The organism is Neobacillus sp. WH10 (assembly GCF_030123405.1).
Lineage (GTDB): Bacteria > Bacillota > Bacilli > Bacillales > Cytobacillaceae > Neobacillus.
In genome coordinates, this window is record NZ_CP126110.1 from 2,712,093 (window position 1) to 2,727,921 (window position 15,829).

Genomic DNA, 15,829 nt, shown 5'->3' on the forward strand with positions numbered 1-15,829 from the left:
ATGCGGATGACCAGGAAGGGTTTCATACCTTGATGGACAAGTACTGGGAGGAAAGGAAAGCCTCTAAAGCCAAGCTAAAGTGAAAAATCTTCCTATAATGGTAGGAGGAAGATTCATGAGAGTGAATCGCATCCATTGATTTTCATAAAAAAGGGTCTCCAGATGTTCATGGAGACCCTTTTCACGTTTGCAGATCATATCGAAAGCCTTCAATAATCAGAGGGAAATCCTGCTCTTCTAGGGTACGGGACATATAATTAAACCAATATCTCCTAAAACAATTAGAGATATGCGGGTCAGCAAACGATTCTCTTCGGACTGAATCTTGCAGAGGGATGCACCTAGCATGACTCTGAAAGGGCAGGCCATCGTTGAATAGGAAGAGCTTGCATTTTGAGCAAATGAAATCAAATCTGGAGAAAGCCCGACTTGCCCGGCTGTTTGGATTTGCAATTTAATAAACATCGCATTGGAACCTGTGTTGCTACCTGTAAGAAATCCTCCTAATCCGCCTATTATTGGAGAAATGAATAAAAAACTGCTTCCAAATAGGACACCTGCTGCACTTGAGTGCTGGGTCCACTTATACCCGCTCTCCTGCTTTTTTGCCAAATTCCATCACTGCTAATGAAAAAAATAGGGTGTTTTAGGTATTTCTTCCTGTTTTTACCGCAAATTTCCTAAAATTCTTGTAGAAAAGAACCGTAGTTTAGTAAAATAAGTGATATTCATTTACATTTTTAACCATTAGTTGCATGGTTGTGAATTTCCCTATCAACAAAGCAAATTCCCAATATATTAGAGTCAATTATGCCCAATCTATAAAGTTTCGTTCTAAATGAAAATGAAAGTAATATTTTCCTAAAATAGGTAAATGTATATAAATTATTGAGTATATAACGAAAAGTTCGTTTCATCTAAATGAAGAAAGTGGGAGTGAAACATTTGTTGAGAGTAAACAGGAAAAAACAATTAAAAGCATTGGCAATGGAAAAAATCCATCAGCTGATTTACTCATCAGACAGCACAGTACCAATGGAGTTTGGGACAGTCATCAATGAGTTTGCGGATACATTCCTGGAAGACGAATCAATTTTTGAACATCTGAATGATGCGTACAGACAAAAACTTGCATCTTTAGATTTATTTAGTCAAGGTATCGATATTTCATACAGGAAAGAACATCATGTACATACGATCACCTATTTAAATCAGCAGTTTTCATTGGATGATGCTTCTTATGTTAATTTCTTGTCCAGTTCCATCGAAATCATGCGCGAGGTATTGCCATTAGGCTCTGTAGTTGAATTAGATCCAAATTTTTTCAAACCGGACCCGTCGAGCTCCAAACCTGTAAAAGTCGTGATCAAGGGCAGATTTATCACGCCAAAAGGGTACCAATCATATTTTCCTTATGCGGGAGTTGTGTATCCATTGGGGGAATTAAAAAAAGACACGGTCATCCACTTTACCCACCCATTAATCAAGAGTGTCGTCCATGTTGGTTATAAAGATGAAATGGAAGAGTCATTTGAACTGCTGATGAAAAAGGAAATGATCGTCGATAAAGGGATGAAATCGATTGAGTTTTCTTCGAAGGATATGAAGAAGCTTCAAAGTGAAATAAATCCAAAAGTAAAAGCAGGTGAGCGTTAATGCGGTTATATGATTATGATTTTTGTCAAAATCTCGTTTATGGGGGATGGGATTTGGGAATCATCAATAATCTAAGAGATGCAAGAGATGAAATCAAGCGGAACTTTGAAGATATGGATTTTGAGAATGCCTCCGTACACGAGGAAATGCGGGAGATAGTCGATGAAATGATCTCAGAGATCGACCAGCTCATTTCGACTATCCAATCCGTCCATTTTCGATAAGGCATAAGGGGTGATTCAGGTGGCCAACCAAGACATCAAATTGAATATTATTGAGCTTCAAGCGGTGTTAAGTTCTCTTAAAGCAAGCATTCAAGAGTTTGATAGTTATACAAAGAATTTTCGTTCCTCCACCAGAGGCCAGTTAAAAAGCTTCAACTCCGATTTCGTTGAGGAAATGGATGCTCTCTTGGACAATATGAATGATGACAGCAATACGAAATTGCTTGAGAATCTGCATGCCATCCATCAAGCAGGAGAAATTTTAGTGACTAAAATGAAAGAAACAGATGAAAAGATTGGCCAAGTGATCAGGAGTGGTTCGAAATGAAGAACGATATAAAAATCAATTATGGCATTCTGGACGGAATCATCGAACAGTTGCACGTCTATAAAAATGCACTGAATACGATGCATTCGTCCCTGGCTAAAATTTCAGTTTTCATCGCAGAAAACCAAGGGGAAAGCATCGATGCCTGGGAGGGAAAAATACAAGATTCGCAGAATTATATAAAAGACTACCAGGAGCAAATGAACGATCTCTTGTCCCTATTCGAAAATTATGTAGGGGAAACAACGGCCTATATTTCACCTTTAGCGAGACATGCGATGATGAGGGTCGATCGGAATGATATTTGGTTTAACCTCCAGCAGATGGAGACCGGCATTCTGAATAACTTGCCCAAAGCTTACCTGACGGCGAACAGGGAGCCGTTCCCTACCTTTTTCTTATCGGACGAGGAGAAAGAAAGAGAAATAGAAAAAAGCAGAAGCAATCAAGCAAAACTGCAAATGATCAGCCGCGAAATTCAATCGTCACAGAGATCTCTCGACAACAAAATGGAACAGCTTTGGCGACTGTATGACTCAAAAGTGAAGAAATTTGAAATCGTCGATGATCACTATCAAGTGAAAGCTTTAAAAATGAAGTACAAGTATACGAGCATTTTTGAAGGCATGTGGGATGCGATCGAAGATATGTCAAAGGATGTATTTGATCTCCTGAGAGGAGTAGCCGTCGGTCTGTACTCCATTGTAACTGGATTGGCAACACTCGTAATAGACGCAGGGATCGTAGCAGTATCCAGTGTGATTCCAGACACAATAGAGCCTGACTTCATCAATAAAGCAGCCAATAAAAGAATCGATCAATACACTGAAGCTCTCGTCGAAGCGATCAAGGACCCGATTGGTGTAGTCGAATCCGTCTCTCAATCCATCTCAGACACCTATGAAGAGGAAGGGATTATGTACGTAACAGGAAGCACGGCTTCTTCATTCATACCTATTGTGGGGATGGCCACTAAACTTTCAAAGATATCGAAGCTGACCAGCAAAACTCCTGATTCAAAACCAAAGCCGGTTTCTGATACAATAAAAGCAAAGGTAGATGACCTCGTCAAGAACAATAAAGCCTTTGAAGGTATCAAGAAGGGAACTCTGGAGTTTGTAAAAGGCGTCAAGGGCGGAGCCGTTATTTTTATGGATGGCATAGTAGGCGGAATGAAAAAAATGGTCAACCCAGACCATAACATCGCCTACAGTACAAGCGGTACCCTGCCATGGAAAGTAACAAATCCTAAAATTGTTCAGGATAGGATTGAGGATGTTGCTAGTCAGTTTGCGGTGAAGGGTACGGGTGAAGCTCTGGGTAATAAGAAAGTAGCAGTAGGAGAAGAAATTATTGCCCAAAGGGTACTGAAAGCAGAACTCGATTTAACACCAAAGCTTACACCATACAAATCTTTAAGTAGGGATCAGCAGAAAATAATAAAAGAAAAGATTGAAAATCGTACAGTAACAAAAGAAGAATATAAAAGATATCAATGGGATAAAAGATTTTCAAAAAGAAGAGCTGCAGGGGTTAATGAATTTTGGAAGCAAGAAAAGAAAAGGATTTTAGATGGAGAACCTCCAACAAGGGAATGGACTAATGAACAGATACAAGAGATTTTAAAAGGAAAAAAACCTCAATATAATGGGCAATCAATAATTGGACATCATACTTACAATGCTATGAATTACCCACATATATGTAATATAGGAGAATTAATTTATCCTGTAACTAGTAGGGAACATTTAAAGGGGTGGCATGGCGGAAGCTATAGTAAAAATGCACCTGGTAGACCTGTTGATCCAAATTATTTAGAAGAATTTTAATGGAAAGGAGAATAATAGATGAGTAAAATGGCAATTAAAATAAGCTCTAATGGTACATTTAGTAAATGTGTAGTACCCTTAAGAAAGTACACTGGTTTAGGAATTACAGAGATAAAAAATAAAATTGAAAACAAAGATTTTTTTGCCGAAACGGATGCAAATGATATTGATGATATGGAAAGTTTAAAAGGGTTAGTTGATAACTTGTTGAAGTTAGGTGCAGAAGTGAAAATATTTGATAGTGATGAATACGGTGAAGGAATTTTCAATTATCAAGAAATTTCTTACGACGAATTTATTAATAATATTGACCGATTAAAAGAAATTATGGAAGAATTACAGGATTACGATGATGCTTTGTCTGACGAAGTTTAATTTGAAAAGATTAAATGCTATGAATTGGTATTAATAATTATTATTGTGAAAATATATGTTAAGAGCTTGTATTAGTAAAGCAACATAAGCGAGTGATAAAGCCCATGGTTCTAAAACTATAAATACAAAAGCACATAAGGCAAATGAATGAAAAAGAACTTATTTTTGAAGTGGAAAGCAAAAAAATAGGCTGTTAAAAAGTACAAACTCCATGATGGTTGGACCATCATAGAGTACTATGTGCAAGGATAGAATAGAAAAAGAAGTACGAGCTTAGGTGAGATGGCATTTTAATAGGCGATGGGTATAATGGCATGGAATGTACATAAAACTAACGAATGCATAAGAGCTCGTACGTTTTAAAGGTATTACTTGTCACGAAGCACAAAAGGTGTCATACTGTTGTTACGATGCAATGAAACTTATAACCTTGGAACTAACATAGAAACTTAGAAAATACATGAACTTAAAGCACTTGATTGTCAATTATGACAACAAGTGCTTTTTTGCATTTTAGCGTAGAAATAAGTTGGTAAACGTATAATTTTATAAGTGTATTAAGTGTGATATTTTTAGATTGTAGTGGCTTTGTACAGTGTACAACACTACTAGAGAAAAAACTATTGTAAAAATTAAGGGTTGTATTATTTTGAAGTCATCGTAAAGTACGTTTTAACGGATTTACGTTACGAACACGTTGTCCGCAAAAAACGGGTAAACGTTACAGGGACTCAAATTTCTGTAACGGGAGGGGATTTATGATGGGAGAGAAAGTAGTTGGTTATGTACGAGTTTCAACAGACGGACAAGTACATGAAGGATACAGCCTAGCGTATTAAGTAGAAGAAATTGAACGGTATTGTAACGAAAATAAACTACAACTGCTTCACATATACCAAGATAAATGAATTAGCGGAGTGACCATAGCTTGCCTGACAGCTAACAGGGAGCCGTTCCCTACCTTTTTCTTATCGGACGAAGAGAAAGAAAGAGAAATAGAAAAAAGCAGAAGCAATCAAGCAAAACTGCAAATGATCAGCCGCGAAATTCAATCGTCACAGAGATCTCTCGACAACAAAATGGAACAGCTTTGGCGACTGTATAATTCAAATGTAAAGAAATTTGAAATCGTCGATGATCACTATCAAGTGAAAGCTTTAAAAATGAAGTACAAGTATACGAGCATTTTTGAAGGCATGTGGGATGCGATCGAGGATATGTCAAAGGATGTATTTGATCTCCTGAGAGGAGTAGCCGTCGGTCTGTACTCCATTGTAACTGGATTGGCAACACTCGTAATAGACGCAGGGATCGTAGCAGTATCCAGTGTGATTCCAGACACAATAGAGCCTGACTTCATCAATAAAGCAGCGAATAAAAGAATAGACCAATACACAGGAGCACTCATCGAAGCAATCAAGGACCCGGTTGGTGTAGTCGAATCCGTCTCTCAATCGATCTCGGACACTTATGAAGAGGAAGGGATTATGTACGTAACAGGAAGTGCGGCTTCCTCATTCATACCTATTGTGGGGATGGCCACTAAACTTTCAAAGATATCGAAGCTGACCAGCAAAACTCCTGATTCAAAACCAAAGCCGGTTTCTGATACAACAAAAGCAAAGGTAGATGACCTCGTCAAGAACAATAAAGCCTTTGAAGGTTTCAAGAAGGGGACCTTGGAGTTTGTAAAAGGCGTCAAGGGCGGAGCCGTTATTTTTATGGATGGCATAGTAGGCGGAATGAAAAAAATGGTCAACCCAGACCATAACATCGCCTACAGTACAAGCGGTACCCTGCCATGGAAAGTAACAAATCCTAAAATTGTTCAGGATAGGATTGAGGATGTTGCTAGTCAGTTTGCGGTGAAGGTTACGGGTATAGGAGAAGATTTATTGTCTTCTAATAGAAGATTTATAGATTCTAAATTAGAGTCCGATTACGAAAAGTATCTTATACGTAAAGCTAAAGAGGGTAAAACTCCGAAAGATAGGTTAGAATGGAAACAAGCAAGGGAATATTGGTTAAACGATTCCCCTATGGCAAGAGGAAATAAGTTTAATAAGACTATAAGAAATAGAGATATATATGATTATCATGAGATTCATTTAGAAAATGGAAAAAGATTGGACTCATATGATCCTTTTGAAAAAGAAATTATCTCACGAAAAGCAACAGATTTAGATATGATTGATGAAAAAACTTATAGACAATATTTGAATGAAATGACTAAAAAATATTCTGCTGGTACAAAAATACGCTCAAATGCTTATCCAGAGTTAGATGGGAAACCATTGGAAGGAAAATTAATATTAGAAATTCCAGCAACGAACAAACATATTACTGATATAGAAAGATATAAACAAGTAGCTAAAGAATATGGACTAGAATTAAGGTTTATGGAGGAATAGATAATGAGTTTAGAGATGAAACCTGAAATCAAGTTAGCCTTGGAAAAAATTGATTTTGTAAATAAGTATAAAAAAATGTCTGAGCGTTTTAGAGGAAATCCTAATGATTTAAATGATAGGTTAGATGAGTATGATGTCGAGAAAGTTATTGAAATATTTAACAGTTTTGGATATCAGGCAACTTTTGATAAGAAAGAGAAATTTTTTAAATTAGGGGTTGTAGATAATTCACCAAATAATATGATTTGGTTTAACATCATATTAGAAAATGGAATGACAGAGTTTATTTGGGTAGTCTATCATAACAATGAAGTACGATTGGGTAGTCCATGGAGTGTCTACTCAAGGTTATTAATTAATCCAAAAGAAAGAATAAAAAAGCCAATTTTCCGTAGTTATAAAGAATTAGAAGAAGTATTAAAAGAAGCATTTTATATGTATGAAGATTTTAAGAGAGAGTTGCTAAATATATATAATCAACAATAAGAAAATTATTTGTTAAGTTTAAATACCTTGACTGGTTCTAACCTTTCAAGGTATTTTAATGTGTTTTAATAGTTTATGAAAAAAATGAACGGGCCGTTCATTTTTTTCTAGTATACTTCCGATTAGTTATTTAATGTATAAAGTTTTCGTCAATAAAAGAATCGATTAATACACCCAAGACTCGCCGAAGCGATCAAGGATCTGATCGGTGTGTATTGAATTCGGACAGACTGTCAGGTATCCTGAGGGTTATCCTGATTTCACATCATATGCATACCCTACTGTTAAACCAGTAAAAATTGAAATTGCAAATCCAACTAACCGTCCTTTAGATTATAAAAATGCAAATATTAAGGCTGGGTTAAATAAAGATTCTGACCCACCAGTTGCTTCTTTATATGAAGCGACTGAAGGTTATACTTGGCATCATCATCAAGATGGGAAAACGATGATTCTTGTTGATTAAGAAGTTCATAGAGAATTTACTCATACGGGTGGAGTGTATGACCTTTATAATTTAATTATTGTTTCTCCAAGAATGCACCAAGAAATTCTTGATAGGTCATATCACTTTGGAAAAAAAGGAGCAAGCTTAAAAAACCACTATAGGAGGTAGTAGTTAAGGTGAAGCAAGAAAGAATAAGAAAACTAGTTAAGGAAATAATGGATAAAAGGTACCTTTTGGAACCTACAGATAAACTAATTATGGAACTTCAGTCACTCGTAACTTTTCCTGATGTAGGTGATTTATTTTATACGGATCGTGGTAATGAATACATCAGTGATAGAATAATCGATTATGAGAACAGAAAAAAAGATAACCTATCAAAAAAAGAATTGATTGATATGGTCACTAAGATACAAGATGTTTCTGGGGAGGAGTATGAAATTGATAATCTTTTATTAATAGTAGAAAATGCAGCGAAGAATCCAGACATCTCAGATTATATTTACTATTCAGACGAAGATTTAACAGCTGAGCAAATTATAGAAAAAGCACTTGCAAGTGAATAGTATAACAGTGAATTAAGAGTAATACTAAGATTCTGAGCAGTGTGTAGATAATGGGATGAGCAGATTAGTTTTGAATGAAAACCTTGATTGGTTATATGCCTTTCAAGGTTTTTTGAATTCAAAGGATATTATGGTTAAAAAATAACCTTTCAATTACATCAAAAACTCATTAATTGGCAACTAAATGATCCAACACAATTTTGGATGGATCATTTCATGCTCAAAATACGATCCCGATGGGAATATCTTAGCCTTTGTTAAACAATTTCCATAGCCAACGCGATTCAAGATTAGGGAACGAAGTGAAACAAGCGGGCAGCTTAAAAAATATTATTTTTTTTCGACTTTTACTATTCCTTTCCCTAAATTACCTTTTTCAAAATAGCATATGACTTCATCATCGACTTGTATTTCATCATCAGAAACGATGCTTTGAGAAGAAAAAATGATTTCTGTCTCGTCATTACTTTTTCCGTAGTACTGATTGCCTTCAATTTTGCTAATTTTATATTCTACTGTAGTATATTCAGAAGAATCGTTGCTTTTCTTACTTGGATTGTTTACTGGAGCAGCTGTATGGGTTTTAAGTAAAACTAATGCTATTAAAACTAATGAGAGCACCCCAAGGATGATCACTCTTTTGAACATGTTACTCTACCTCCCTCTATGTATTGTAAGAGATGGAAGAGGAAAGTAAATCCTACTATTTTCCTTTAGTCTTTATACCTATTGTTCCTTACAAGGCTTTCAAAACCCATGTTCAAAAAAATAATGGCTCAAGCCCAGTAATTTTTTTAACTAGGTGGTTCCATTAATTCGAGTGCAGAGGGGTTCATGTAACGATTTTCAAAAATAAACTCGTGAACCGCTAACGATTAATTGCTGCATGGAAACTAGGATACAGCCTTATTAAAAAATGGCATGCCCTGACTTTTGTCAGTTTGGCATGCCATTTTAATAATCATCCATCTATTTTGCAAACACATGATTACCGATTGTCTTTACTGTTTCACGGGATCGAATCCAATTATCTGTAGCAATTTCAGGGTTATAGAAAAAAATGGAATCATTTAAAGTATCTTCTCTTTTTAGAGCTTCTTCTACTGCTTGAGTTGACTCTTTTGATGCCGGTTTATTAATTTCACCATTTTGAACAGGTGAAAAGGCATAAGCATCACCAACTACTTGGTTAATCACCTCTGTCACCGTATCAGGAAACTGAGAGGATTCCACTCGATTTAATACGACTGTTGCAACGGCTACTTTTCCTTCATAGGGCTCTCCTTTTGCCTCCGCTTCAACTAGTCTGGCAAATAAGTCTTTTTCATTATCTGAAATAGAAATCGCAGGTGTTGCAACCTCTTCAACTGGAGCTTCTACTTTTGGTTCAATGGGTTGATCTGCATTTTCCGCTTCTACTGTCAAATTATTATTATTCTCAGCTGCAGATTTTGACGGATCTGCAAGTATTTCAACTGCTTTTGCAGCTACATGTATCACAGGTTTTGCTAATTGGATGGATAAGCTCTGAGGTTGTAAGATTTCTCCATACCCTAAATTATCTATGGTTAAACTATTTTGTGTTTCATGTTCCGGAAAGCTGTGTTCATTTTGAGTGAAGGAATTGGTGATCGCCATTGCCGTATTAGTGTGTACTCCTATGGAAATTGTAGCTACACAAGCTACAATAAATGATTTCATAGAATTCTTCATGATGTGTGTGCTACCTCCTGTAAAATTCTCATGATAATACCCTAACATGGCTTAAACTTCATTTACAGAACGATAGCATTACAATTCTTTTTATTTTGATGAACAGAATTACATTAAATGAGGTTTTATGACAATACTCCTATAAAAATGTAATAAACTAGGAAATTAAACGAAGCGGAGGAATAAATTACCCAAGGTATTTGTCATTTTAATAAGGTCAATTTTTAGCAGTATTTACTTTTCCAAATAGGAAATCAAAATACTGATACCGATGTATCCATAATTGTCCTATTTTTTATAGTAATAACAAATTTATAATTAAGTTAAATGGTAAATAATCAAAAATGACGTTTATACAAGCAAGGAGATGCTTTTAATGGATTTATGGATTGAGGTTCTTAAAAAAATAAGCGAAAAAATATCAAAACCAAGTTTTGAAACTTGGTTTGTAGGCACGGAAGTAGAAATTGATAATGATATTTTGTTTGTAAAAGCGAAAAATATATTTAACGCAGATTGGTTAGAGGAACGGTATAAATCATTAATTTCCGAAACAGTTAGAGAATTAACCGAAAAAACCTACGAAATCAAGTTTCCAAGTATTGATGTGAGTTTAGAAAAGGAAACGACGGCGATCCAAAGTCATAGTCAGAGGACCTCTTATCATGAGTTGAAAAACTTAATCCAAGAACAGGGCGCATTAATAACGAAACAACAGGAGAAAATTGAAGAACTGGAAAAGAGAATACATGTATTGGAGCAAGAGGATACTCATAAATGAAAGACTGGCAAATGATCATTTAGGGACTAACTCAGCTCCCTTTTATTGATGCTAAAATAGAGTTATAAGAGTTTGTAAGAATTGTTTAAAGAAATAGCACAAACAATTAATCATTTTCATTTATCATTAGAGGTTATTCAATGAAGGTATATAGACTAAAAAGGCAGTTTAATGGATATAAAAAATGAGCATAGTTTTACTTGATTAGTGAATCAGAATTTATTGGAATTAAAGAGTTTGTATTTATCGCGGAAGATTTAACATATAGGATATCGATCAATGAAAGCTAACTAATTAAGAATAATAAATAAATAAAAGAAATCTTTTAACGAATGAAAAATGTGTCATACATTTATAATTGGGTAAAAGGAAATGCTTGGGCTTCTCTTACTGAAGAGGTAAATGTGTTTGGCAGGACAATGACGAAGGGTGATACGCTCTTATTGCTTGTCAGGCACATTATTCATCATCGCTGGCAAATGACGGTTTTCATGCGTCAGGCCGGAGTAAGAGTTCCAGGGATTTATGGACCCACAAGAGAAGAATGGGCGTAATTGGAAATGGATGCTCCAATTATTTCGAGAAAGTTTTTTCACTCATTAAGGAAATAAATCTTTCTGAGAATAAAAAATAGATTATAGTTTCGCTCCAATGAGAAATAATAAGTCTAAAGGAGCGATGATTATGGACAGAGAGAAGGAATATGTTGCAGCTGATTTATCTTCTCATTTAATCAATGAAATCAAATCATTAGAAGAAAAATTAAGCGAGAAATCACAAAAAGAAGTTGTGGTGATCGCCTACGAAAAAGATATGCCGCCAACATAACAATATACTTTGGATGAAGTCTCGGTTCCTGCCGAGGCTTTAAATTTTAAAAATGAGAAACCTCAATTGGATATGGATGAAACGTATAAAATGATTTTTTTGTTGGAGAAGTAAAATTAGTTATCAAAAGTAAACTATTCACTTGTTAATATAAGTTTTCTTGACTTGACATCATAAATTTTATAACCAATTTCAAACTTATGATCTTTTGTAACTGTCAGTTTACAATAATATGGAATTGACTTTCCATATGCATCAAGTTGAGGTATATGATTAAAAGAAAACAAATCACCTGTATCAAGCATTTCAAAGGTCGCTCCAGCAGAACGTCCAGATGAAGTTATTTCGATGGTACATTTCCCACTGACAACATCATATTCTTTTAATAATATGTATTTTAGACTGGGGAGAGTTACTACTAATAGTAATACACCTACTAAAAAGACTCCAAGGGTCTTAGCTACATTTAGTAAAGTAAATTCTTTATCAATAAACAAATAAATCAAGTAAATAATAGCATATAGAAAAAATAGAGCTCCTAGTATGAGTATAAAATAATACAATTTTTTACACATCCTATAATGTTTGAATAATTATATTACGCTGTTGCATTCATATGGTTTCAAAATCAGCTATAATATTTTCTCTAGTTTTTATGCAGCTTTATTGTGAATTAAACAGAGCCTTTTGAAAGAAGAAGTATTTCGATGCCTGCCCCCCCTATAAGTTGAAGCGATAACGAAGTGGGGATCAGGAATCGAAGTTGAATGAATAGCAAAAAGGATGCCGCAATCGTATGTTCCTATTTGGGGTGAATGCGATATACTAGAAGTACTATAGAATATGTTTTCTAAAGGGTGGTCGGTACACTCCCAAACAGATGAGGGGTGATGCCGAATCCGGTTTCCCATCAACAAGATTAGGTGAGTCGATGAAAAAGGTAGGAATTGATCCACCTGACCCAATTAATAATAGAAGTTGGCAAGCCATCATATTGTGTCGGAGGGTCCAAATTATGAGGCGGTAGTAAAAGCCAGAGAAATACTATCAAAGTATAAAATTGATATTAATTCTCCAACTAATGGCGTTAGGCTGCCTAATGTCCTTGGTTATACTAAATATACCGATCCTGATTGGGATGGTGTAATCTATGTTGCCACTCATAATGGAAGACACACGAATAATTATTTTATAACGGTGTATGAAAGATTGGCTATCGTAGTAAAAGATAATGCCGGTGAATCAGATGAAGTAATAAGGGAGTTGCTTGAAGAAGAATTACATGATATTAGAACAAAGTTACTTTCTTCTGATATCATCCTTCATAGGGAGAGGTTAATTTTAATTAAAATTGGTACCTCTTTTGATTTAATTTATTAGTTATATCAAATGAGGTAATTATTCATTTTAATTAAAGGAAGTGAATTTATGAAGATTTGGCTATTAACTTGCCAATTTGAAAAATATGAGGTGCTCAAATTTATAAATAGAGAAGATAGTAATCTGTTTCATGAGAATTTTAATGGAACCTCTATGAAAAAAAACTGGCAGCCCATACAAGTTCAAACCTACAAAGATGGAAAAGTGAGTGATTTTCCCGACGGGTTGCTATTAGTTCCTGTTTTTAGTGAAAAGGCTGTGCAAGTATTACAGGAATTTATATTAGAGGAAAAAGTAGAGCTTTTGCCACTGACTTCTACAAAAAATAGAAAATACTATGCTGTTAATGTTTTAAATGTTTTAGGTGCAATCGATGGAAATACCTCAGAAGTTAGAAGATCAAGAAGCGGAAGGATTCTCAACTATGATGGATTTTCCTTTTTTAAGGAAATGGTAGAAGGCCAGGATATTTTTAAAGTTGTGAACCATGAATCCAAACGGATCATTAGCACTAAAGTCTTTGTATCGGATCTTTTTAGAAAGAAAGTAATAGAGTCTGGTCTAGAAGGCTTTAATTTCATAGAATTCTGGGATTCAGAAAAAACTGCAACCGGCGAAGAAGAATTGGCGAATCCGTATCTCGTTGATACATCATTTGGAACGACGTATACCTTCGAAGAGGCGACCAATTTCGTCATGAATCAAAACAAGACCGTTGCCAGCGACAAATGGGCAATGCGCCTGGACGAAAACAAAGAGCTTCAGGTCGGCCAGCTGCAGGAAGACGGTTCATTCTTGTGGATAAACTCAATCTATTATCCTCCGATTTTTCTAGCGATGAAGTGGAAGGTGCTGTAAAGCGTCGGTGTCACTGGAATATGATTGCTTTTATTATTTTAACGAAAGAATTTAATTTAGTTGTCACAAACTAAATTGATGTTATTACTCCCGTGAAAACCTTGTTCACGGGAGTTTTTCAGTTTAACAGTTAATAAAAATTTATGCTAATACAAGAAATGGCTGTCACCGGGAGACTGCAGCTGTCACATGCCTTTTTTCTAAAAAAAGGAATAGTTCACTAAAATGGAGAACTGTATATATTTGTTAGGTTATGTTTAATAAGGAAGTGAACTTATGAAATTATGGCTATTAAAAAGACAATATGGGCGATTTGAGGTATTGGACTTTTCAGACGACCAAGGCGCTAAGTTCTTTAGTGAGAACTTTAAAGGAATACCCATGCCGGAAAATTTGTCCCCGGTTCAAATTGAAACATTTAAAAAGGGAGTTAAAAGCGATTTTCCTAGTGGTCTTCTATTACCTCCTGTTTTTAGCGAGAGGGCTGTTCAAGTATTAGGTGAGTTATTAAAAGGAAAAGTTGAACTTTTGCCATTGCATACTGTCAAAAATGAGAGATATTATGCAGGGAACGTTATCAATGTGCTAGATTGTATTGATGCAGATCATTCAGAGGTGAAAAGATTCAGTGACGGGTTAATTATGGAATATACAAAATATGTGTTCATAAAAGAGACGGTAGAAAGAGAGAATATTTTTAAAATCAGGGTCCATGATTCAAAAAAAATATTAATCAATAAAGTATTCGTTTCCGATCTTTTTAGAGAAAGAGTCTTAGAATCGGGCCTGAAAGGCTTTGATTTCATAAAAGTCTGGGATTCCGAAAAAGCTGCAACCGGCGAAGAAGAGGGGCCGAATCCTTATCTCGTTGATACATCGTTCGGAACGACCTATTCCTTCGAAGAGGCGACCAATTTGGTAATGAATCAAAACAAGACCGTTGCCAGCGATAAATGGGCAATGCGCTTGGACGAAAACAAAGAGCTTCAGGTCGGCCAGCTGCAGGAAGACGGTTCATACTTGTGGCTAAACCCAATCTATTATCCTCCGATTTTTCTAGGGATGAAGTGGAAGGTACTGTAATCATGAAGATTTGGCAACTATCCTGTCAATGTGAAAAATATGAGATTCTCAGTTTTATGAATGATGAAGATAGTGACCTTTTTCGCGAAAATTTTAGAGGGGTTCCAATGAAGGAAACTTGGATACCGATTCAAGTGGGAACCTATAAAGAGGGAAATGAGAGTGATTATCCTGATGGCCTGTTATCGCCCCCGGTATTTAGTGAAAAGGCAGTTCATGTTTTAGGTGGTTTATTACAAGGGAAGGCAGAACTTCTTCCCCTATACTCAACTAAATATAAGAAATATTACGCTATTAATGTAGTAAATGTTTTGGACTGTATTGACGGTGAGAATTCAGAAGTTAAAAGGTATCGGACAGGTTCCATCATGAAATATAAAAAGTATGCATTTGTTCAGCAAGCAATAAAAGGACAGGATATTTTTAAAATTGTTGACCACGAAGAAAAAAAGATCAAAAAGACATCCGTATTTGTATCGGACCTTTTCCGTAATAAGGTATTAAATTCGGGCCTGAAAGGCTTTGATTTCATTGAGGTCTGGGATTTTGAAAAAGCTGCGACTGGCGAAGAAGAGGGGCTGAATCCGTACCTCGTTGATACATCATTTGGAACGACGTATACCTTCGAAGAGGCATCTGATTTGGTCATGAATAAAAACAAGACCATTGCCTGCGACAAGTGGGCAATGCGCATGGATGAAAATAAAGAGCTTCAGGTCGGCCAGCTGCAGGAAGACGGTTCGTACTTGTGGCTGAACCCAATCTACTATCCGCCTATTTTTCTGCGGATGAAGTGGAAAGTACTGTAACCAGGGGGGGCTTCATCCTTTTACTATTTACATTCTTTTTTCGTCATAATTCAT

Annotated in this window: 20 protein-coding genes and 1 pseudogene; 17 read left to right on the forward strand and 4 right to left on the reverse strand. The window is 35.7% G+C overall.

Going from position 1 to position 15,829, the window contains the following annotated elements; translation table 11 throughout:
- Window positions 1-237 precede the first annotated feature (237 nt).
- Window positions 238-612: an L-lactate permease gene (locus QNH20_RS12800; protein ID WP_283923246.1), complete on the reverse strand. Its 375-nt coding sequence runs from the start codon at window positions 610-612 to the stop codon at window positions 238-240.
- A gap of 333 nt (window positions 613-945) precedes the next feature.
- Between QNH20_RS12800 and QNH20_RS12805 the strand changes: the two genes are divergently transcribed.
- The 10 genes and pseudogenes from QNH20_RS12805 (at window position 946) to QNH20_RS12845 (ending at window position 8,323) form a co-directional block, all read left to right on the forward strand.
- The gene (locus tag QNH20_RS12805; protein ID WP_283923247.1) at window positions 946-1,656 is read left to right on the forward strand and encodes a DUF4176 domain-containing protein; all 711 of its coding nucleotides are present in this window, start codon (window positions 946-948) and stop codon (window positions 1,654-1,656) included.
- Window positions 1,656-1,880, forward strand: a complete 225-nt coding sequence (locus QNH20_RS12810; protein WP_283923248.1) for a hypothetical protein — start codon at window positions 1,656-1,658, stop codon at window positions 1,878-1,880. The genes QNH20_RS12805 and QNH20_RS12810 overlap by 1 nt, the downstream gene beginning before the upstream one ends.
- A gap of 19 nt (window positions 1,881-1,899) precedes the next feature.
- Window positions 1,900-2,208 carry a hypothetical protein gene (locus QNH20_RS12815; RefSeq protein WP_283923249.1) on the forward strand — a complete coding sequence of 103 codons (309 nt, stop codon included), beginning with the start codon at window positions 1,900-1,902 and terminating at the stop codon, window positions 2,206-2,208.
- Window positions 2,205-4,037 (forward strand): hypothetical protein, encoded by a 1,833-nt coding sequence (locus tag QNH20_RS12820; protein ID WP_283923250.1) that lies wholly within the window; start codon window positions 2,205-2,207, stop codon window positions 4,035-4,037. Before QNH20_RS12815 ends, QNH20_RS12820 begins: the two co-directional genes overlap by 4 nt.
- An 18-nt stretch (window positions 4,038-4,055) precedes the next feature.
- Entirely contained in the window at window positions 4,056-4,412 is a 357-nt protein-coding gene (locus QNH20_RS12825; protein ID WP_283923251.1) for a hypothetical protein, read from the forward strand.
- A gap of 761 nt (window positions 4,413-5,173) precedes the next feature.
- A pseudogene (locus QNH20_RS27070) lies at window positions 5,174-5,317 on the forward strand (recombinase family protein); the annotation flags it as partial.
- A 12-nt stretch (window positions 5,318-5,329) separates the two neighbouring features.
- Window positions 5,330-6,823: a phage tail family protein gene (locus tag QNH20_RS27075; RefSeq protein ID WP_481858079.1), complete on the forward strand. Its 1,494-nt coding sequence runs from the start codon at window positions 5,330-5,332 to the stop codon at window positions 6,821-6,823.
- A gap of 3 nt (window positions 6,824-6,826) precedes the next feature.
- The gene (locus tag QNH20_RS12835; protein ID WP_283923252.1) at window positions 6,827-7,309 is read left to right on the forward strand and encodes a hypothetical protein; all 483 of its coding nucleotides are present in this window, start codon (window positions 6,827-6,829) and stop codon (window positions 7,307-7,309) included.
- A gap of 208 nt (window positions 7,310-7,517) precedes the next feature.
- Window positions 7,518-7,775 carry an HNH endonuclease gene (locus tag QNH20_RS12840; protein WP_283923253.1) on the forward strand — a complete coding sequence of 86 codons (258 nt, stop codon included), beginning with the start codon at window positions 7,518-7,520 and terminating at the stop codon, window positions 7,773-7,775.
- 158 nt (window positions 7,776-7,933) lie between these two features.
- Window positions 7,934-8,323, forward strand: a complete 390-nt coding sequence (locus tag QNH20_RS12845) for a bacteriocin immunity protein (RefSeq protein WP_283923254.1) — start codon at window positions 7,934-7,936, stop codon at window positions 8,321-8,323.
- A gap of 330 nt (window positions 8,324-8,653) precedes the next feature.
- Here the strand turns inward: QNH20_RS12845 and QNH20_RS12850 are convergent, their stop codons facing one another.
- Window positions 8,654-8,971, reverse strand: a complete 318-nt coding sequence (locus QNH20_RS12850) for a hypothetical protein (RefSeq protein ID WP_283923255.1) — start codon at window positions 8,969-8,971, stop codon at window positions 8,654-8,656.
- A 321-nt stretch (window positions 8,972-9,292) separates the two neighbouring features.
- Window positions 9,293-10,036 (reverse strand): cell wall hydrolase, encoded by a 744-nt coding sequence (locus QNH20_RS12855; protein WP_283923256.1) that lies wholly within the window; start codon window positions 10,034-10,036, stop codon window positions 9,293-9,295.
- A 376-nt stretch (window positions 10,037-10,412) separates the two neighbouring features.
- Here QNH20_RS12855 and QNH20_RS12860 point away from each other — a divergent pair, with 376 nt between their 5' ends.
- From QNH20_RS12860 to QNH20_RS12870, 3 genes are all read left to right on the forward strand, one after another.
- Complete coding sequence (locus QNH20_RS12860) at window positions 10,413-10,817, forward strand: DnaA N-terminal domain-containing protein (RefSeq protein WP_283923257.1); 405 nt, start codon at window positions 10,413-10,415, stop codon at window positions 10,815-10,817.
- A 332-nt stretch (window positions 10,818-11,149) separates the two neighbouring features.
- Window positions 11,150-11,371 carry a DinB family protein gene (locus QNH20_RS12865; RefSeq protein ID WP_283923258.1) on the forward strand — a complete coding sequence of 74 codons (222 nt, stop codon included), beginning with the start codon at window positions 11,150-11,152 and terminating at the stop codon, window positions 11,369-11,371.
- 130 nt (window positions 11,372-11,501) lie between these two features.
- Entirely contained in the window at window positions 11,502-11,645 is a 144-nt protein-coding gene (locus QNH20_RS12870) for a hypothetical protein (protein ID WP_283923259.1), read from the forward strand.
- A gap of 134 nt (window positions 11,646-11,779) precedes the next feature.
- On the opposite strand, the gene QNH20_RS12875 is transcribed toward QNH20_RS12870, so the two are convergent.
- Entirely contained in the window at window positions 11,780-12,208 is a 429-nt protein-coding gene (locus QNH20_RS12875) for a hypothetical protein (RefSeq protein WP_283923260.1), read from the reverse strand.
- A 415-nt stretch (window positions 12,209-12,623) separates the two neighbouring features.
- On the opposite strand from QNH20_RS12875, the gene QNH20_RS12880 reads away from it, so the two are divergent.
- The 4 genes from QNH20_RS12880 to QNH20_RS12895 all read left to right on the forward strand — a co-directional run bounded on the left by QNH20_RS12880 (window position 12,624) and on the right by QNH20_RS12895 (window position 15,775).
- Window positions 12,624-13,025: an AHH domain-containing protein gene (locus QNH20_RS12880; RefSeq protein ID WP_283923261.1), complete on the forward strand. Its 402-nt coding sequence runs from the start codon at window positions 12,624-12,626 to the stop codon at window positions 13,023-13,025.
- A 48-nt stretch (window positions 13,026-13,073) separates the two neighbouring features.
- Window positions 13,074-13,883, forward strand: coding sequence for an imm11 family protein (locus QNH20_RS12885; protein WP_283923262.1), 810 nt, complete (start codon window positions 13,074-13,076; stop codon window positions 13,881-13,883).
- 276 nt (window positions 13,884-14,159) lie between these two features.
- Window positions 14,160-14,966, forward strand: a complete 807-nt coding sequence (locus tag QNH20_RS12890) for an imm11 family protein (protein WP_283923263.1) — start codon at window positions 14,160-14,162, stop codon at window positions 14,964-14,966.
- Between the two features lie 2 nt (window positions 14,967-14,968).
- Complete coding sequence (locus QNH20_RS12895; protein WP_283923264.1) at window positions 14,969-15,775, forward strand: imm11 family protein; 807 nt, start codon at window positions 14,969-14,971, stop codon at window positions 15,773-15,775.
- The last annotated feature ends 54 nt before the right edge of the window (window positions 15,776-15,829 follow it).